This is a genomic window from Psychrobacter sp. Pi2-51 (genome assembly GCF_904846665.1).
GTDB lineage: Bacteria > Pseudomonadota > Gammaproteobacteria > Pseudomonadales > Moraxellaceae > Psychrobacter > Psychrobacter glaciei.
The window spans coordinates 1-19,811 of sequence record NZ_CAJHBP010000004.1; the positions used below are offsets into that span (position 1 = coordinate 1).

The 19,811-nt window shown below is 41.5% G+C and carries 18 protein-coding genes and 1 pseudogene; 9 read left to right on the plus strand and 10 right to left on the minus strand.

From position 1 onward, the window contains the following. Positions 1-195 precede the first annotated feature (195 nt). The gene (locus JMY08_RS03050) at positions 196-738 is read left to right on the plus strand and encodes a hypothetical protein (protein ID WP_201590270.1); all 543 of its coding nucleotides are present in this window, start codon (positions 196-198) and stop codon (positions 736-738) included. 352 nt (positions 739-1,090) lie between these two features. Here the strand turns inward: JMY08_RS03050 and JMY08_RS03055 are convergent, their stop codons facing one another. The 3 genes and pseudogenes from JMY08_RS03055 to JMY08_RS03065 form a co-directional block, all read right to left on the minus strand. Next, positions 1,091-2,350: a type II toxin-antitoxin system HipA family toxin gene (locus JMY08_RS03055; protein ID WP_201590273.1), complete on the minus strand. Its 1,260-nt coding sequence runs from the start codon at positions 2,348-2,350 to the stop codon at positions 1,091-1,093. An 18-nt stretch (positions 2,351-2,368) separates the two neighbouring features. After that, the gene (locus tag JMY08_RS03060; RefSeq protein WP_201590276.1) at positions 2,369-2,689 is read right to left on the minus strand and encodes a helix-turn-helix domain-containing protein; all 321 of its coding nucleotides are present in this window, start codon (positions 2,687-2,689) and stop codon (positions 2,369-2,371) included. Positions 2,690-4,298: 1,609 nt separating this feature from the next. After that, positions 4,299-5,329, minus strand: a pseudogene (locus JMY08_RS03065) (integrase core domain-containing protein). Between the two features lie 541 nt (positions 5,330-5,870). Here JMY08_RS03065 and JMY08_RS03070 point away from each other — a divergent pair. The 8 genes from JMY08_RS03070 to JMY08_RS03105 all read left to right on the plus strand — a co-directional run bounded on the left by JMY08_RS03070 (position 5,871) and on the right by JMY08_RS03105 (position 12,520). Continuing rightward, complete coding sequence (locus JMY08_RS03070) at positions 5,871-6,473, plus strand: cytochrome b/b6 domain-containing protein (RefSeq protein WP_101211069.1); 603 nt, start codon at positions 5,871-5,873, stop codon at positions 6,471-6,473. A gap of 38 nt (positions 6,474-6,511) precedes the next feature. Further along, complete coding sequence (locus JMY08_RS03075; RefSeq protein WP_101211070.1) at positions 6,512-7,183, plus strand: response regulator; 672 nt, start codon at positions 6,512-6,514, stop codon at positions 7,181-7,183. A 60-nt stretch (positions 7,184-7,243) separates the two neighbouring features. After that, positions 7,244-8,785, plus strand: a complete 1,542-nt coding sequence (locus JMY08_RS03080) for an ATP-binding protein (RefSeq protein ID WP_101211071.1) — start codon at positions 7,244-7,246, stop codon at positions 8,783-8,785. 89 nt (positions 8,786-8,874) lie between these two features. After that, positions 8,875-9,432 carry a PepSY domain-containing protein gene (locus JMY08_RS03085; protein WP_025653060.1) on the plus strand — a complete coding sequence of 186 codons (558 nt, stop codon included), beginning with the start codon at positions 8,875-8,877 and terminating at the stop codon, positions 9,430-9,432. Next, complete coding sequence (locus JMY08_RS03090) at positions 9,422-9,751, plus strand: hypothetical protein (protein ID WP_227502415.1); 330 nt, start codon at positions 9,422-9,424, stop codon at positions 9,749-9,751. Before JMY08_RS03085 ends, JMY08_RS03090 begins: the two co-directional genes overlap by 11 nt. A gap of 74 nt (positions 9,752-9,825) precedes the next feature. After that, positions 9,826-10,935, plus strand: coding sequence for an FAD:protein FMN transferase (locus tag JMY08_RS03095; protein ID WP_084212341.1), 1,110 nt, complete (start codon positions 9,826-9,828; stop codon positions 10,933-10,935). 63 nt (positions 10,936-10,998) lie between these two features. Continuing rightward, on the plus strand, positions 10,999-11,682 hold the full coding sequence (locus JMY08_RS03100) for a ferric reductase-like protein (RefSeq protein WP_101211072.1): 684 nt from the start codon (positions 10,999-11,001) through the stop codon (positions 11,680-11,682). A gap of 136 nt (positions 11,683-11,818) precedes the next feature. Beyond that, on the plus strand, positions 11,819-12,520 hold the full coding sequence (locus JMY08_RS03105) for a VIT family protein (RefSeq protein WP_025653056.1): 702 nt from the start codon (positions 11,819-11,821) through the stop codon (positions 12,518-12,520). Positions 12,521-12,551: 31 nt separating this feature from the next. Here the strand turns inward: JMY08_RS03105 and JMY08_RS03110 are convergent, their stop codons facing one another. The 7 genes from JMY08_RS03110 to JMY08_RS14185 form a co-directional block, all read right to left on the minus strand. Further along, a complete protein-coding gene (locus JMY08_RS03110) occupies positions 12,552-13,406 on the minus strand; it encodes an SDR family oxidoreductase (RefSeq protein WP_025653055.1) in 855 nt (284 codons plus the stop codon). A gap of 77 nt (positions 13,407-13,483) precedes the next feature. Further along, positions 13,484-14,440, minus strand: coding sequence for a TauD/TfdA family dioxygenase (locus tag JMY08_RS03115; RefSeq protein ID WP_025653054.1), 957 nt, complete (start codon positions 14,438-14,440; stop codon positions 13,484-13,486). 173 nt (positions 14,441-14,613) lie between these two features. Then, positions 14,614-16,266, minus strand: a complete 1,653-nt coding sequence (locus tag JMY08_RS03120; RefSeq protein ID WP_160022939.1) for an AMP-binding protein — start codon at positions 16,264-16,266, stop codon at positions 14,614-14,616. A 63-nt stretch (positions 16,267-16,329) separates the two neighbouring features. After that, the gene (locus JMY08_RS03125; protein WP_201590279.1) at positions 16,330-17,181 is read right to left on the minus strand and encodes a thermostable hemolysin; all 852 of its coding nucleotides are present in this window, start codon (positions 17,179-17,181) and stop codon (positions 16,330-16,332) included. A 360-nt stretch (positions 17,182-17,541) separates the two neighbouring features. Next, entirely contained in the window at positions 17,542-18,108 is a 567-nt protein-coding gene (locus JMY08_RS03130; RefSeq protein ID WP_101211077.1) for a hypothetical protein, read from the minus strand. 69 nt (positions 18,109-18,177) lie between these two features. Further along, a complete protein-coding gene (locus tag JMY08_RS03135) occupies positions 18,178-18,663 on the minus strand; it encodes a hypothetical protein (RefSeq protein ID WP_101211078.1) in 486 nt (161 codons plus the stop codon). Between the two features lie 707 nt (positions 18,664-19,370). Further along, positions 19,371-19,469, minus strand: coding sequence for a YgjP-like metallopeptidase domain-containing protein (locus tag JMY08_RS14185; protein ID WP_198551957.1), 99 nt, complete (start codon positions 19,467-19,469; stop codon positions 19,371-19,373). Between the last annotated feature and the right edge of the window lie 342 nt (positions 19,470-19,811).

Consider the following 19,811-nt stretch of genomic DNA (forward strand, 5'->3'; position numbering starts at 1 on the left):
TTTATTCATAGTGATGCTAGAAAGTAACCAACATAGACCTACCTTTAGATGATTTTTGAGGCCCGAACATTACTAATATTTTCAAAAGATTGTTACTGCTTGACCCTTGACAACAGTTGATGATATATTTTGTAGCGTGGCGGATTCCAACCAAATTTAGGGTGTTTCGATAAATAATCTTAGGAATAAAAATAAATGATAAAAAGATTTGATCGGGCGGATGTTGAAAAGCTTTCACTAGAGTTTGCTAAAGAAATGATCGATTTTAGCGATGGTGGTAGTAATGCAACGATTGAAGGTCATTTAATCAAGCGTGCTACAAACATGGCTATTGCTTGGCTTGAAGGAGAGGATTTACGTTCGAAAATGTTTGAGCAGCAATGCGCTAACTGGATCGATTTGGCTGAGGTAGATATTTCAAGCCTTAATTTAGAGTCATATAAAAAATATTGGTTTATAGCGCGCGAGCACGGTTCTACTAATCCTCTTGAGTTGATTCATGGTAAATTTATAAAGCCAGTTGAAAGTAAGCTTGTAGATGCCGGAAAATACAATAAATACTATGCCTCGTTTGCTGATATTCAAGATGACAGAGGCACCAATTACATAGCTCAGTATATTATCCCTGCAGAAGATGGGGCGATATTTAATCAAGACTTTGAGCCATTAGCACCCAAAGGTGTAGTGGTTAAAAATAAAAGCTTTTCGTCTACTATACATATACAGCCGAAACACTAATTGAGTTCGAAAAACGGTATTATGATAATTTATCCCTGTTAGGCATCGCTGCCTGACTCAAGTAAATCAGCCTCCGATATACTCGGAGCGGTTCAGTATTTGCAGATACCTGCTAGAATACCTTTAAAATGCTGTATGAAAATACATCGTAAGTTATATAAAGTCAGGATGTAATATATTAAACAATCAAAAGACCCCACAGCGTATAGGCTATGGGGTCTTTTGATTGCTTCTGATAATATTCATTGGTGCGCCCACCACGCAACGACTAACTTAGCATAACCCTTTATAATTAAGGGTTAAGGTTGTTAAGGATTTATTTTTAACAACAAATTTAACAACTTCTTAAGGTCTATTGATTTGCCATCCGATTGAGATTGGCTTTTATATCATGAATGACCTGATTTGATAATTCTTTCTCAATGTTATGATCTTTAATAACAGTCAAAAAGTCCTCAGCAACTGATGCTACCTGATCAATAATAGCTTGTGCCTTGTTTTGCTTAATATCAGCAAGTTTAGCCAACTTTAATAAGTGAGATCGGGTAGGGTATTGAGCTTCACCAGTCACATCCATTTGATGATAACCGTTCATACCTGAGTTATAAACGAGATCATAGACAGGCGACAATGACCACCTGCCAGCCTTGTCCATCATAAAAGAGAAGTTCTTGCTATGATCGTCTTTATTGTTAAAGATGACATTAAATACAGCATGTCTAAAACCCTCTTCTACAGCAACTTGTGATTGGGTCAACATACGCACGCAGCGTAAATACTGCAGATAATCTAATGATGGGATGCGAAAATCAATGTCTAATAAACCTGCCAGCGTATGAGTATGAACGCGTTGATTGCCCATACGGTCAAAACGCTCAACCCCAAAAGCAGCATGTTTTTCACCGATATCAAAATAATGATGCGCAGGCATGTTTAGGCCTGCTTGCTTAGCCATATCAGCATAAATTGACTCTAATAGGCAAACGCTTTTATGCTCAGATTGGGCAGGAAACTTAATCAGCCACGGCGCTGCGGATGGCTGTTCGCTTTTTAAGTCCGTAGTAATAAACTCGGTTGCCTCATCATATAGGACAAGTGCTTTTGGTCTTGCACCTTGTGGTGAGCCGCCGATAACGATGAGCTCAGCCAGTATGTTGCTATCTTGTCCGGATAAAATCGATTGATTGGCAGCGGCCAGTTTGGCTAAAGTAAAATCATTAATATCGATATCAGCGCCTGATAAATCTTGTTGTGGCTCAAAACTAAGTGCTCCCATTGCTGAATTACCAATATAAGCGAGGCGATCTAAAACATTGATTGACGTAGCATGAGACATTGTTTTTCGAAAGAACCTATCCATGAGCAGCATTCCCCAACCATCAGGTAAGCTGTCTGATAATAATCCGCATAGGTAATGGCTCGACGCATGAGTACCATAATAAGGTGCTGATCGTAAGGGCATCTCAATTGGTGATAACTCCAGTCCATCAGTCAGCCACGCCGCATCATAGCCAAAGGTAGGGCGTCGTCCATCCATCGTTAATTTACCGATAAGACGTTTGTCTCCGAATCCTTGGTAGTAAATATTGATAATTGATATCGGTTGATACATTGAGGTGGCTACCTTATATCAGCTTTTATTTGAGGCGCGCAAGCGTGGATTTTGTTTAGCGATAACATCTTCTATATTGGTAGGCACTACATCAAATAATTCAGAAAAGTGATTTACCATGCCAAGAGCCATAGCGAGCCTGATTATATTGTCTAGTGTACCGCCCTGACCAGACTCAATACGAGCAACAGTACTGATGCCAGTACCAGCCTTATCTGCTAAAGCGGCTTGTGTTAAGTTTAATGCCAGTCTCTGCGTTTTTAAGCGTTCACCTAAAATCTGAGAAATTTCACTTGGCGTATAAAAATCAAATCTTATTTTCATAATATAATCATTCATATAAGAGTGTTAAAATACTATTTTAGCACTTAGTCATTCAAATATGAATTCTTGTTTTTATAAAGCTAATAATTAGAAAAAATACTTGCAATAAGTACCTGTTCTTTACATAATCCTTTCACTATAAAAAAAGTGGACTTATATATACAAGTATTTCGAGAACCAATATAGCTGGCCATACTTTAAGCTTTTTAACGGTTAGTATTATCAGCGTTTGTATCAATGCCAATGCGCTTACGCCTGAGTGACCCCTGCCGTCAAACCCCAATATTAACAACATCACCTAAGAAAAGTGGATTTTATACATCAGTCTTCTGCACTATGTAAACAATAGCATTTAGGTGATTTTCGAATCATTAGAGTAAAAGAATTCCATGGTAAGGGATAGGTTAATTATATTTTGGACACCATAATATTGAGGTGTTTATCACCCAACAAGTTATAGTTTAGATTAATATTTGGTCTACTCTAGCATTGAGTAATTCTTTGCTATCGATATTAATTTTAAAGCTATCCCCTAATAAAAATAAACAGTAAATAGAAAATTCGTTAAAATTATAACCCCTAAATTTAATGTCTACGGATTCGACAGCAGAGGTCGGTAACAAGAGGTTGAGCCATCTAGCTTAGTATATTTATAATTACTGTATTGTATTTAACTATGACATCACTACGATTTTGATATTTGAGAATAATTACTCTACAGCTATTTACTTTCCAGTAACCTCTTTCATAAATACTACTTAATACATCTCTGGCCAAAAAATTAATAGTGACAAGCTATGAAACATAATTTTGGGCAATTTTCATATCTATTAATACTCATCTTAAAGCGAACCTCTCTCTTAACAAATATCCTAATATTTTGTGGCATTACTTTTAGTCATGGTTGACAGACTTTATATCATTTTCCAATGGTCTGTGATTTGGAGTAATCTTGACCGTAATCAGAACCATAACAAGGAAGTTTGTATGGCAAAATTACGACCAGTGACTTTTTGGCCCGCATTTGTTTGCTTGGTATTAACCGTCGCTTACACACTCATTGATAAACAAAATTTTATCACGGGCACATCAAGCCTAAACACGATAATCATGACTAACCTTTCTTGGTTATTCAAACCCCAATATTAACAATATCACCTAAGTAAAATGCCAAATTAAAAAAGGTTACCGAGGCTATATTTGGTATAGCATTGGCAACCTTTTTTTATGTTTTTAATATTTAAAAGTAAGTTTATACGTTCATTATAATCAGATTTTCAGTCCCTCGATAGCGAAGTCATCATCACCTAAGCAGTTATGTTCTGGCTAGTACATTGCAGTCGCTGAGAAACAGATCAAAAATACAAATATTTAGTGTAGGAGTAGGTTTTTAATCAACTGTCTGAGTAATCCGATGATGAATAGACCTTAGGTGCAGCCATAGTTTTCCAAGCCTAAATAGTACGTTTTACCGTACCTTGCCTTATATCAAATAAATATGCCTCAACATCACGAATAACAGAAATGCCTGAACCAGCTCATTCAGAACTAGTTATTGGCATACCTATTCCAAGTTTAATTCAAGTGGTAACCCACCCAAACCTAAGACACTAATCTAATAGAATTAAGCTGCGTGAAATAGTTTCTGCATTGGCGTAAAGCCGCCATTGCCCATGTTCGGGCGCTCGTTATTGTAGTGGTACAACCAGTGTTCTGCTTGTTCTCTGACTTGAGCTAAAGTAGTAAACAGCTCTTGGTTTAACCAATCATACCGCATCGTTCTATTATAGCGCTCTACATAAGCATTTTGCTGTGGATGACCAGGCTCAATATATCTGATAGCAATATCTTGCTCTAGTGCCCAGTCTTTGAGTGCATTACTAATGTACTCAGGACCGTTGTCACATCTCACTTGATCAGGCTTGCCTCGATATTCAATCAGCTGATTCAGACCGCGTATCACTCTTTGAGCAGGTAGTGAAAAGTCAATCTCAACGGTTAGCGCATCAGGCATAAAGTCCATGCTTCAGCTTTGATTGATACTATCAGGTACTGCTAGAGGTATGGGTTTGTCACGTTTAATACGGCGCTTGGGCTTGATTCTAAGGTTCAATTCAAGATCGCAGTAGATGCGATACACGACGCGTTTGTGGTTGTAGGGCAACCCCAGAAAGTTATACAGACTTAAAAAGCATAATCCAAAGCCCCAATTCTTATTCTTCTGCGTCAGATCTATTAATAAATCCGCTATTAGCTTGTTTTCATCAGAGGCAACTGACTTATGATAGTAGCAAGTGACGCTGATGTTAAAGATATGGCAAGCCCTGCGTATGCTAATAAAACGCTCTTCAAGGTAGTGACAAGCCATCTCACGGCGCCTTGATGGCGCTACCATTTTTTTGACATGACATTCTGTAATATGTCAGATTTAAGACATTCATCGGCATACATCTTCTTTAGTCGAGCGTTCTCAATTTCAAGCTCTTTAAGACGTGAGATTAAAGAGGCATCCATACCGCCGTATTTAGAACGCCAGTTATAAAAGGTGCTTTGTCCAATATTGTGGTCACGGCATAGCTCAGTGATAGGGACACCTTGCTCTGCTTGCTTTAAGATGTTGACGATTTGGTTGTCGCTAAAGCGGATCTTTTTCATAGGGTTCTTCTGCTGATAGTTTAGCAGTTAATCTCTATTTCTAAGCGTTCTTATTTATCGGGAGGATTGCCGGAGTATGCGCAGTACTGAAGGGATGGCCGAACGGATCGATCAAGGTTTGCAGCGACGCAAACGCTGGATATTGCCTGAACCTGTTTCGCACCTTGGCAGCTTACTGTAGCGAGTCGCACCGGCTCTGTACTTGCATCAGGTGCGTAAACGCTTTAAAGGCGAACTACGATAAATTAATTATTGGATTCGTCTCAGCTTTTATTCTAATATTGTGCCGTTTAAAAAATAATGTTGCTAGCAACGGTATTTTAAACGGTATTTTTTATCACCACCTAGAAATGTCATGACATATTACTCACTATATGAGTGTTTGGTTTTTAGCTTCCTAAGCTAGCCTTAAGGTTTGTTTGTTGTAATAGCAGTAGAGCAGATGATGTAACGTCTAGCCTACTAGCGGTATCTCGCCTAGGTTTGATGTTTAGCAATTATATCGTCAAAAAACAAACGAACTATTAGGGGAGTGATGACCATGAACCAAAACAGTACAACGAATCCGACCCACGAGTCTGATATATTGTTATCAAACATTCCTAAAACTCAGAAAGTACGAGTTTGGGATATTTTGGTCAGAGTGACTCACTGGGCCGTCGCGGCTGGTATCACTGCTAATTTGCTTTTTACCGAAGAAGGCAGTGAGCTGCATCAATATGTCGGTTATACCGTGGTAGGGCTAGTGGTTATCCGTCTACTTTGGGGATTTGTGGGTACACGTTATGCACGCTTTAGTAACTTTTTCCCCACGCCGTCTCGTATTAAACACCACCTATCTGATTTAAGTATCCGCCGTACAGATGAGCAGCATTTGGGTCATAATCCACTGGCTGCTATTATGATGCTGTCGTTATGGGCCGTGATTATAGGATTGGGCATCAGTGGTTATCTGATGGAAGCCAAAATTTTCGGTAGTAAAGATATCCTTGAAGAAATCCATGGAATACTAGCCAATAGTTTATACTTGCTGGTGCCGTTGCATATTATCTCTGCAATTGCCATGAGCTATTGGGAACGGCAAAATCTGATCAAGTCGATGATAACGGGTAATAAAACGGTGACGACGCGTCGCCCACAATAAAAACAAGATAGCAGGATACATAACGTAATAGGACAGTCATGGCACGCATACTATTAATAGAAGACGATAGCAATATTGCTGAAGGCCTCGTTGTTGGGCTAAAGAGCCATGGCATGATGGTTGATTGGTTTAGTGATGCTAGGCAAGGTGAGATGGCACTGCAAGAGGATATGTTTGACGCGGTGCTACTTGATTTGACGTTGCCAAGAGGGGATGGTATGACGGTGCTACAAAATTGGCGATACAAACAGTTAGACACACCAGTGCTGATCATTACCGCTCGTGATGCCATTGCCAATCGCGTGGCGGGACTCAATGCGGGCGCCGATGATTACTTGGTCAAGCCATTTGCACTAGATGAGGTGGTTGCCCGCCTGCAAGCATTGATACGGCGCAGTCAGGGACGTAGCCAGCCTGAGATTCGTTATGGTGACGTCGCTTATTGGCCTCATAATCATCAGGTTTCTTATCAAGGGCAAGTCGTTGAGCTGACCATCAAAGAAGTGGCGATACTAGAGCAAATGCTGACCCATCCCAAACAGATACATAGCCGAGCGAGCTTAGAGGACAAACTCTATGGCTGGCAACAGGATATTGAGAGTAATGCGATTGAAGTACATATTCATCATTTACGCAAAAAGTTGGGCAATGACTTTATTTTAACCAAACGCGGTATCGGCTACTACCTCAATCCAGCACATAACCATTAATATATTTATAGTCAATTTGGCTTTCAACATACGAACAATATATGAGCAACATGTGAGCTTATGAAAAGTATCCAGCAGCGACTGTTCATCTCCTTACTCATTGGTCTGCCCTTGCTATGGCTTGTCACGTCGAGCTTTATTGCTTGGCGGTTGTGGCACGAAATCAATGAAATGAATGACACGCAAATCACCCAAGTGGTTCGTTACTTGATGGGTATCTCGGCTGATGACAGTGACTTAAAAGAGGTAGATTCCAAAGACGGGATTCCAAAAACTGGAGATTCAGAAAATAGTGATCAAGAAGACGATGACGACGATCATCATAAACAGAAGAGCGAACATGCTGCCAAAATATATAATTTAAAAAGTAAAGAGCTGTCAGGGGATCTTGGTGATGCGGAAGATGACTATATGGGCTTTGCTATTTGGGATAAAGAGGGACGACTATTAATGGCTGATGAAAACGGACAGTCGTTTTCTTTCCTGCCAGATCAGCGTGGTTTTATAGAAGAATACAACTCTGCTTATCAGCGTCTGAATCCCTTTAGCAAACGTTGGCGGTTGTTTTATGCGCACGATGACTATCATAGCGATGATATGCACGAAGGGCGTGTGATTGCGATTGGCCAAAATCTTGATTCTCGCCGAGAAATGATTGTTGAAGCGATGTCTGTACAAGTGCTGCCGATGTTAATTGGGCTGCTTTCCTTGATGATCTTGACTATCGGATTGATACGACACGGACTGATGCCATTAAGTCAAATCAGCGCCGAAGTGGAACAGCGCAAGCTGCAAGACGATCATCCGATCACAGCAGACGTCCCACAAGAGATTCAGCCTTTAGTGACCGCTTTAAACGTGTTGTTTGTGAAAGTGGCAGATACTTTGGCACGTGAACAACGCTTTACTGCTGATGCTTCTCATGAGCTGCGTAGTCCACTGGCTGCGCTAAAACTACAAGCAGACTTGTTACAGCAGCAGCTGTTACAGCTGTCGGGTATAGAAAACGACAGTCAACTGTTTTATCACACGCTAAAAATTAGCGATGGTATCGAGCGTGCCACCCATTTGGTCGATCAATTATTGGTTTTAGCCAAAATAGAGCCGCAACAGCAGTTGCCCCCTGAGCAATTAGAACGTCCAGACTGGCTGATGCTCACCGATACTGTGCTGAGTGACGTCAACCGCTTGGCGCGTGAAAAACACATTCAATTAAAACGCACCGTACACTGTGACAATCCTGCCGATATTTTGCCCATTCTTATCAATCCAGTATTATTTAAACTATTAATCCGTAACTTACTAGACAATGCCATTCGCTATTGCCCAGAGGGCTGCCAGATCGAACTGCAGTTGGATACTGATAGTATCAAAGTGGTGGATAATGGCTTGGGCGTAGAACCAGAACAGCTAGCACGCCTGAGCGAACGCTTCTATCGCCCAGCCGGTCAAACTCAAATAGGCAGTGGGCTAGGACTGTCAATCGCCAATCGAATCGCAGATCTGCACAACCTCACCTTAGCATTTGCCAACCACCCTCAACCAGAAACAGGCTTTGTGGTAACGGTAAGAAGTAAAAACGTACTCTCAAAACCATTGTAAAAAAATAAATCATACTGTCTTAAGCTTGAGTTAATATTCGGTGCGTATGCTACTCGTATTCCCTAATAACATTATATGGAGTACAACCTGTGAGCCTACCGCTCTTAAAACCACTATTATTAACTGTCGGTGCGACTTCCTTAGTATTCTTTGGTGGGGTTATTGCCTTAGCCGTGCAGTCTCCCGAACCTGCTAGTACTTTATCAGTAGCTGATCCCATCACTCAAAATGCTGACATCACACCTAACGCATCATCCTCATCGGTGCAGCAGTTACCTCTTGCTGCGCTTAGTCCTGCGCAAGCGACAGCACTGGCAAAACAAGACGCACCCAATGCGATATTGCAGGCCAATCCAGAGCTCATCAACTATAACGGTAAGGTCGCTTATGAAGTGCTATTAGATAATAGCGCCACTTATATTGACGCCAATTTAGGCACGGTTCTAAATCCGGTAGCGACCAATAATTATCGTGTTGAGAATTTTTATGAAGACTACGATGAAGATGATCGAGATGAGCATCATGATGACGACAGGGACGAAAATGAAAAAGTCGGCAAATACCGTGACGAGGATTACAAAAAGAGTGATCATCTAATCGCAACGAGCTACAAACACCATGAGGAGGAAGATGATTATGATGACTAATACACAATCAACGGCCCAAGCAACTCCAAAGAAACCTGCTAATAAGACGAGTAAAAAAGCTGATCCGTTCGCCTTTCTTAAAAGCAGTATCATGATTGCATCGATTGCAGGCACGATGGGTGGATGGTTATTTTTGCTCAATCAAGAGACAGACAGCCCATCTGTGAGCGCCGTCACTGTAAATACTACAGATTCTGGGAGTGGTGAGCTAGCTGCTGCATCAATACCCATTGTTGACATCACACAGCTGAGGCAGGTCAATGAAGCTGCTCCTGTAGAGGCAATAACAGTCGTCGCCCGTACGCGTTCTTCTCAATAACCAGCAAATCAATAAATAAGCAAAGATGAGTAATGATTGAGCTTATACCCTATCGCAAAAAATGGAGTCTTCTGATGAGTAAGAACACGACAAAATTGGCGACTCTGAAACTGGCGGCGATGGGTTGCCACATTCAAATAACGTTAAACATTACCAAGATTGGCACACAGCACTCGCAGGAAATAATAGATCACCAAATTTCTTTGTTAAAAAGTGAAACTCAGCAGCGTTTAGCACGCTGGGAGCATATATTTAGTCGTTTCGATGAAACCAGTGAGCTCATGAGACTTAATAATCATACCGACCAATGGAGGGAGGTAAGTGCAGAGTTGTTTGAGGTCTTAGGTCGCGCCATATATTTTGTTGTAGAAACTCAAGGTCTCATAACCCCAACCTTACTCAAACCGCTCTGGGCTGCTGGTTATAGGCAGTCATTTGAAACCTTGCCAAAAATGTCTACGCCATCTATACCCGTAATTACCTCAAACTCTGGCTCAAATGCCGCCACATACTTACAAGCTCAACCCAATGCTAACAATCCTAATCAGCAAATAGACAGTATTCAGTGTCGCCGATTGGTTGATGGTCAGCATCAGATCTACCTGCCCGCTGGAATAGCACTTGATTTGAATGGTTATGTCAAAGGCTGGTGTGCCATGCAATTAGCTGAGCAGATTAGTCGAAGTCATGACTGGCAACTCCCTTGTTTGGTAGATATGGGCGGTGATATAGCAATCGGTGTCCCAAGAAGCCAAGCCCTAGATAATGCAATAGACAGTCCAATTGTTTGGGGCGTGGCAATTGCTAAACCTTACTGTGCTAATGGCGAGCATATGCAAAACGACCAAGATGTCGCAATTCTTACTTTGAGATCTGGTGCTGTCGCCACTTCTGGGCAAGATTATCGGCGCTGGTGGCATAAAGGTCGCCCGCAGCATCATTTAATTCACCCTCATTATTCCCGTCCGGCTATCAGTGATGTCCTGACAGCAACGGTCATGGCTGCGGATACTGTAACAGCAGAGGTATACGCAAAATATTGTGTGCTCCTCGGCGTTACAGAAGCAATAACATGGCTGAACCAGCATCATATTGCGGCGCTCTTAATTGATACGAATAACAACGTGATATCGTCCATTGCTATTGAGCCAAATTTGAGTGAGCCCAACTTGGTTGCCGTCTAACGACTCACGCTCTATACGCCAGATACCAATATATTAAGTAGATGCATTCATAGGAGTATCGTCATGCATACAGACAATCTTACTCACAGCCAGGCTACTTCTAATACGTCGCTTCTTGTTCAGGTTATGTGGATTGTATTGATTTTGAGTATTGCCATCGGAGTCGGCAGCTACATGCTATTGATGTGGGGAGAGACGGTCTCACAACTACTGACCGCCACAGATAAGCATTTTTGGTATTTATCACGGGCAAGTGGTGTGATTGCTTATGCTTTATTTTGGCTGGCAGTGGTTTTTGGTTTATTACTGAGTACACGCTTAGGAAAGCATTTTAATGCGGCTAGGGTATTTGCCTTGCATCAGTATTTAAGTCTGATGGCGGTAGGCTTTGCCGCTTTTCATGCTGGTATTTTATTGGCGGATAACTATCTAAATCTGCATATATGGCAGATTTTAGTACCTTTTGGTTTCCAGACTGATCGGGTGGGCGTGGCATTGGGACAGATGGGGTTTTGGCTGTTATTTATCTGTGCATTCAGTTTCTATATTAAGAAGTATATTGGTCAATCAGTGTGGCGATGGCTACACTTTTTGACCTTTACAGCTTATATGCTTATTAGCATCCATGTGTTTATGGTGGGATCTGACAGTCGAGCATTACCGTTGCTGTTATTTTATGCAAGTAGTCAGACATTGGTTTTTGTATTGACTAGCTATAGATTATTGATGATGAAACAAGTCAAGTGACTATTTAATTGGCAATTCGATTGACCGTTCAAATGACTATGTATGGAGCGTTATAGTATCAAGCGGTATAAACTGCAGTGATATTATAAGCTACACTAGGATATACCAATCCGTGTCTATACCTTTTAAGGATTTTATGCATCATTATTCTATTCATGACGAAGCACATTTGAGCAATCGCAATCATTGGTTGAGGGCAGCAGTGCTGGGTGCGAATGATGGTTTGATTTCGACAGCCAGTTTATTGGTTGGGGTAGCGGCTGCCAGCCCAAGCAGTCAGACATTGCTGTTGACTGGCATGGCCGCGTTGACCGCAGGTGCGTTGTCGATGGCGGCTGGCGAGTATATTTCTGTCTCATCACAAGCGGATACCGAAAAGGCGGATCTCGATAAAGAGAGACATGAGCTGACGCATAATGCTGAGCGTGAGCTAATAGAGCTCACAAAAATTTATGAAGCGCGGGGACTTGAGCATGATTTGGCACATCAAGTGGCCGTAAGCTTGACTGAGCACAATGCCCTGGAGGCTCATGCTCGTGATGAGATAGGCTTAACGGATCTTAGTGAAGCGAAGCCTATTCATGCATCAGTTGCCTCTGGACTATCATTTATAGCGGGGGCGATACTACCGATCATTGGGATACTACTATTACCAGCGGAAACACTGGTTTGGTCACTGGCCTCTTTGACGATAGTAGGCTTAATGCTACTTGGGATCATCTCTGCTCGTTTGGGCGGTGCGCCTGTTGTTCCTGCTACTACTAGAGTAGTAGTTTGGGGGGTACTAGCTATGGTAGCAACCTCATTGATTGGCCGCTTATTTGGCGTGGCCATTTAACAACATACTCACTCCATGACAACCTAACTGGTTACTGTCCTTTTTTAGCGTATTGTTTGATGGTGGGTAGGTCTTTGACAATGGCATTGCCAACAATGTTGGGAAACAGTCGATTGAGCCATGCAAAAAAACGCTCGGGAAACCCCAAATGCTGATGCGCCTGCTTGGTTGATATAAAGTGAATCAACGCTTTTGCGACGGTCTTAGGCGAGTCCATTTTCACTTTCAATGCCTCATTCATGGCGACGACTGCGTCTTTATTCATGGTGGTCTTGGTGGCTCTAGGCGCAAAATATCGAAACTTCACTGAGGTGTCGGCATACTCGCGGCCTAACGCTTCACTTGCGCCGCGTAAGGCAAACTTGCTAGCGCTATAAGCACTAAAACCTGGGTAGCCAATACTGCCAAAGGTTGAGCCAACACTGATTATTTGGCTCGGACTATGCTGTGCTATCAAGATAGGCAGTAGTCTTTTTATGAGCTGTAGTGGATACGCCACATTGACCAACATCATCTGTTCGATCGTATCATCACTTTGATCCGTGAGTAATGCAAAGTCATTGATACCTGCATTGAGTATGACAGTATCAATGACGTTTCCATGGCCTTGTGTCATTTCACCCAGCCCCTCTAACAGTAGCGATTGCGACGCCTGCGAGCTTAAGTCACATGTATGAGACAGAAGCGGGACATCAGGATAGTCTTTGGTCAACTCATCCACTAAATGCGTCAAGGTTTGATTGTTACGCCCGATCAAGATTACCGGTCGATTATTGGCACATAATTGCCGTGCGATCTCTTGTCCGATACCACCCGTGGCACCAATTAGTATGGTGTATTGCAGGGTAGACTGTATTAGGGCTGATTGACCATTAGGTAGTGTCATGATATCGCATCCTTGTTGAACAATTATTATTAAAGCATGGATTATTGAAGCACGGATTGTAGTGATATGCGCTGTTGCTAATCGTCTGAGTGATTAATGCCATGCTTAATTCCAAGACCCATCGCAATATACAGCTTACGCTCTGCTAAGGGCACGTCAATTTGTCGACGACCATGCATGATGCGTTTGTTGTCTAGTATCACCACATCACCATTTTGCCACGCAATTTCTTGAGTATGCACTTCACAGATTCGAGTCAGCTTGGCTATTAGCTCATCATCAACGCTTTGACTATTCGCTAGGGTGAACTTAGGTTTTTCATAGTTAAATGATGGCCCAAGTAATGTGTTTGCAAAGGCGAACTGCCCGCTTAAGTTGTCCTCTCGGATAGCAGGTACCTGTAACACGTACCGAACGCCGCCATCTGTCTGAGGCTCTACATGATGCGTTAACGTCTTGCTCGTCGTCGCAGCGATAAATTTATCTAAATCATCCAAGCTTATTTGATCAGCGGCATCTGTTCTGCCGGTCGCAGTAGCCACGTAATTTTGCCAAATTGCTTGAGGTAAATAGCGACTGATACGCATCGGCTGACTAAAAGTGGCTTTTAGCTCAGGTGATAGTGCTTGATACACAGCATATCCATCACATATCGTTGTTTGTGAGCCTTTTTTGGCGCTTAACTCACTAAAAAAGGCAATGACATCAGGTGGCATCGGCGTATTGCCATTTTCGATATGTAGTCCAATAGCATGCGCACCTGCGTCCACTTTTTGGGCTTCAGAAGTGATGTTTTGACGGGCAGGATCATAGGTTAAGGTCTGACACAGTTGACTCATCAACTGACTAAACGTGTCCACATCGTAGTGATGACCTCGAAGTAACATCCAACCATGGGTTTTTAAGGCCGTTAAAATATCAGAGGTCTTAGGTAATGATACGCTGGCAGACACTTGAGAGGTTAGTACCTCAGGAGTGTCAATTTCGATAACGTCACTTTTTATCAAATCATTTAGCATAAGAGTGGTTTGCATAATGCTGTCCTATAACGATAAGTGGTAAAAATATATGTAGGCTAACGGCTAGCTTTGATCTATTTAGGTTTGGTCTATTTATGTACTATCTAAACGGTCAACGGCATTTTTCCTACTATGTTTTATTAAAAGCTTAGTAATAGAGTCTGTTGTGCTGCTGGTGAGAGTGTCCGTTATAAGCCGAGTGCTGATTTATAAGTCTCAAGAATTTGTAGTCGTCGCAATTTACCGTTATCGGTTAATAATCCATTGTCAGTGCTGAAAGGTAGCTCGGCTAGATGCCACTGTTTGATACGAGCATAGTCAGGCAAGGTTTGGTTTACGATATTTAGTGCTTGTTTGATAGCAGATTGTAAATCACTGTTATCTGCTGATGTCGCGTTAGGGTTGGCGACTATCACCGCAGATAGATGAGGCTCACCATCTCCGAGTACCGCTACCTGATAAATAATGGGCTGCGTTGAGAGCTGCGCTTCTACCCATTCAGGCGAGATATTGCGGCCAAAACTACTGATGAGCACGTTTTTGCGTCGACCCGTGATGTATAAATAGCCGTCGTCATCTAGATGACCGATATCCCCTGTGGCAATGATGCCATTGTCTTCGTTGCTATTATCATGGTTTAGGTAGCCTTGCATCGCATTGCCTTTGACCATCACCTCGCCACTATCTGCGATGCTGACCGATGCATGAGGCATAGGTTTACCCACACTGCCTGCGCGCTTTGCTTTAGGCGTATTTAGACTGACCACAGAGCCACATTCAGACAAGCCATAGCCCTCATAGACAGGCAAGTTTAAGGTGTTAGCATCTTGTAATAATTTGGGTGAAACTTTGCCGCCGCCTACTGCCATAAATCTTAAGGATGGCAAAGCAATACTAGGCGTACACTCGCCACTAGTGCTTGTGCAAATTTGGGATTTTTCATTAGCTGCCATTTGCTCGCAAATGGCTTTTAGCATTTGTGGTAATAAAATAACACTGGCGATATCATGGGTTCGTACGGTTTTTATCAGCCGCTCGGCATCAAAGGCTTGATTGGATAGCAAACCAAATTGATCAATTTGCCCTGTCACCAAAGTACGGCCCATGTATAGGCTCACGTAGACGCCTGCCACGTTTTCTAACAAAGTGGCAAAAGGCAACACGCTCAAATGACTAAATTTGCTTGTGGTCTCGGTAACTTCTGAAGTGTTAGCAGCGTCATTTTTCAAGGTGTCAGCTAGCGCACCCGATAACGACTCAACAATACGCATCAAAGTATCTTGACCCAAACATACGCCTTTTGGCATACCAGTACTGCCTGAGGTGTAAGTCACTTTGCAAAAATCGTTGGCAGTAGAGGAATTTTGAGAGGTAAGGCTAGGGTCAATGATAGTGTCAGTAAGTTGATAAAAGCTACCTTTGATATGAGTCGCCTGCTCAGACTTAATGGCTTTTGTCTCTGGTGTATCAGCGATCACCCAATGATCCATATTGTCTATGATTGGCATTGTTAAACTAGCTCCAACATATACCGTCTCTATCTGCGCATCTTGTAGTAAGTGCGCAATTTGTGATGCACTAAAGAATAAGGGGATTGGCACAACGACCGCGCCTACGGTACTCAATGCCAAATCGAGTATGATCCAATCTATATCATTATGGGTATATAAAGCGACACGCTTGCCTTGCCATATGTCTAATGTCTCATGGAGCACCGACAACGTGCGTTGAAGCTGGCCATAAGTCAGACTGATCGTTTTGTCATTGTCTATCGTCTGTATCGCCACTTGCATAGGTGACTGACGGGCATGCTCACATATCGCGGTATAAATGGGTTTCATGTTATTCTCACTGTCTTGTAGTGGTGCAGTGTTATTGGTTGATGGTAAGCTAATGAATGAGTATTAAACGGTTATCTTATTTAGCGTCAAACGAGTGGCATAATTCATCTCTAACGTTTCGTTATAGCGATAATGAGGGGCGCATACCCGCTTAGCATCTGCCACATTGATGGCGACCACCAAAGGGTTGTGCTGATAGTAATGGCCCCATGATGATACTTGCTCAGGGTCTTCTAGCGCTTCTGCAGTGGCCTTGGCAATAACATGGCTGCGAATGCCCATATGCGCCAATATATGTCGCACAGCATCGGTGCCAGTACACACTACCCAGTCTGCTTTGGTTTGGTATTCATGAGTCGTAGGATTCAGGGTAGGGGTAGATAAATAAAACACCAAAAATGCTATCATAAGCCGCGCGCTACCAGCACAACCTGATGCTAAATTGCCAATCTCAAAAATGCGCTGACGATTGACTGGCTCGCCTGCTACTCTACTGATCTCATTTTGTATTGGCGTGTTTAAATACTGCTCTAAAAATATCTTATCTTCACAGATAGGTTTTAGACCGATAGCAACGCTCGTGCCTTTAAACGCGGGCAAAGTATCATCGTCAGCGGATAACCAATCGCCATAGGATGGCATATCGGCAAAACCTGAAAACAAAATAGGCATAAAGTAGCTTAATCTAGCGTGATGGATGTACTCATATATTTGTTTGATGAATGCTTGGGCATCTTGATTTTGAGTATATGAAGTAGGCGATGTCGCTATTGGAATTTGAGTGCTGGCGCGTATATATAGGGATGAAGGTATTCCTTGCACCTCCAATATTGACATTGGCTTAACGGCTTCAATATAGAAGGTCGTATTTAGAACATTCTGCAAGGTATGAGTGCTATCAATAGATAATGACATCAGCTGTCTCCAAATGGCTAAAAGCTTTTAGCACGATTAACATCATGGAAGCATGATAAAGGAGCAACCTTAACTGAACCTTAAGGTTGTATCGTTTTTAACAATCAAACCCCGGTATTGACAACCTCACCTAAGAATAATAAAAGCTTGAGAAAGCTATACGTCATATACAGTATGGCTTGAAGAGTTTTTATGGCTTTAGTCTCTCATATAGGTTATGTAATATTGATATATTGGCCACCATAAAAATGATGCCATCGTTACCTAAGATAATTTGTTTTAGCAGCAGATAGCGGCTCTGTTCTCGAACTGATTTTGCGGTATTACTTCGCAGGTGAGCCTGATATAACAATGATATTTTTACCAAAATTCACAGGTCACCATTTTATTTTTAGGATTGTAGATAGCGCCTCGATTTCCCATTTCACCCCAGTACTCCACCTGACGAGTTTGAAAGTTCGACATAATAGTAGATATATTGGCATTGGATGAGAACTTTAAAGTGTTTTGACCACCTGATGATTCAGGTATAAAACTAAATATATATTCTTCTAGAGGTTGACCACGGTAAGTGACGCCTTTATTAAAAATAACTCGATACTCAGTGTATATATCACCGATGTTCATTTTTACCTCTTTTATCGTATTACGATATTCTGACGACCACTGCGCTTTTGGCTTGACGAAATCCTCATAAGGTCTTTGACCCCTAATACTATTTATAAATACTGCATGTTTATCATAAACCTTTTTGTAAGGTGGCTGTTCACCATCACAAGCATCCTCCATCCAGCCAAATACATGAACCATATCACTGCTTGTAGTGCTGCTGAGGCTCTTAGAGAGTTCAGGTGCAGCTATTGTATTAGCAGACAATAAAGACGCAGTTACTAACAATGCCAAAGAGGGTAGGTGAATTAATTTCATAATGACTCCAATAGATAAATGTAGCTGGTTAATGTGTAGCGTAATCAATAAACGATGGCCAAATAACGATTAAGATATTCTATTGATAAACTCATAAGACACGCAGAAAGCAGCGTCTTGCTTAACGTATTTGAAACACTGTAGAACATCAGAAAAGTCAGGATTTATGTTTTCATAGCGACTTTCTATGTCTTTATCAGAGATTTTTTTAAATGTTTTATGATTGAGTCTTACAACCTCGGCTGTCTTCCCATTGAGTAAGACGGTTTCTTTTAAATTTTGGACTTGTCCGCCTTTACCAAAGTCAAACGTCGCATTATCCACGGTACGGTAAATATTGCCGTTAGAGAGTTTGAAACTCAGCTGACTAATGGCATAACTCATACTTCCTCCTACGGCACCCTCGTAAGTACAAGCTTTTACGATGGCTTTATTTTTGATAATAGAATCAACGATGGTACATTTGGTACTACCATTGATATCGGCCATACCTGCAATAGCACTAACAGAGAGTAATGACAACGGAAGCGCCATGAGTATTTTTGAGAATTTCATTGCTATGTCCTTTTATGAGTTTTTAATTTGAGCCGGAATGACTAGTTTTTTTGCTGCTGAGTTCATTATAGCGACTAAAAAAACAGCTATTCTCTAGACCTGATGAACGATCGTTTGTCTAACGAAAGTCTTTTAGCATTACCCTGTTTTTAGTAGGTAGAGCTTTTAGTGGCATTCGGAACCAGATGAGTTCAGAGTCAACGCACAGCAGGATAGTATTGGAAAATCATCAATAAGGGAGGGCGTTATATTTTCAGATCAAACCCCAATATTAATCACATCACCTAAGTAAAGTACTAACTAGAGAAAGGTTGCTAACACTATGCCTAGTATAGTGTTGGCAATCTTTTTTACTTCTATCAAAATCAGTCATACCGTATATGAATCTATGATCTTGATATTCTTATACCCACACTAACGAAGTAGTTGGCATCTGACAAATATCAAGCCAGCCTATAAAGTGATTTTTCTATAGCGTTAAACTTAGTTAAAGATAGAGTGGATTTTGAGTATCAGTCAAGCTAGATAAGTCATTTTATTATACGAATGAAATGACTTATCTAGCTTGATAGTGGCGAATCCATATATCTGATCAGATAATAAAGAGCTACTTCCAATGCTCTTAACTTAAAGGCATCCGGTCAAGTAAGTCACGTCTGGATCTCCAGTCAGGCATGTACGTATCTAGTAACGCTTTAGACCTGTCGTTATTGAAAGTGTAATAACTCATACACGATAATATACTCTAAACAGGGAAGGGGCTTTTTAACTAACTGAAGATTAAGTAATATCCCCCTTTCCTCGATATTGTATCTGCCGAATTTAACTGCGGAGCCTTATCCTTCACAGTCATTGTTCAGTTATCCTCGATTGATGCAGAATTAATTGATAAGTAAATAATAATTGTATATCGTTACGATTCTTCAGGCACTGTGACATTTTTAACCCATTTAGATGATTATCGATTGAATTGAGGACACGGCCTAGTAATCCTTTTCATGTAGCTGTAATCCGTATTCGTACCAACCAATGATATAAAAGTAAAGATATTAAATAGTTCTGACCGAATTACTAACTTATTAACACAAGAAGCTTTATGATCTGACTATGCAAGTATAAAAGCTAGTTGCTCATTAGCAATGGAGTAT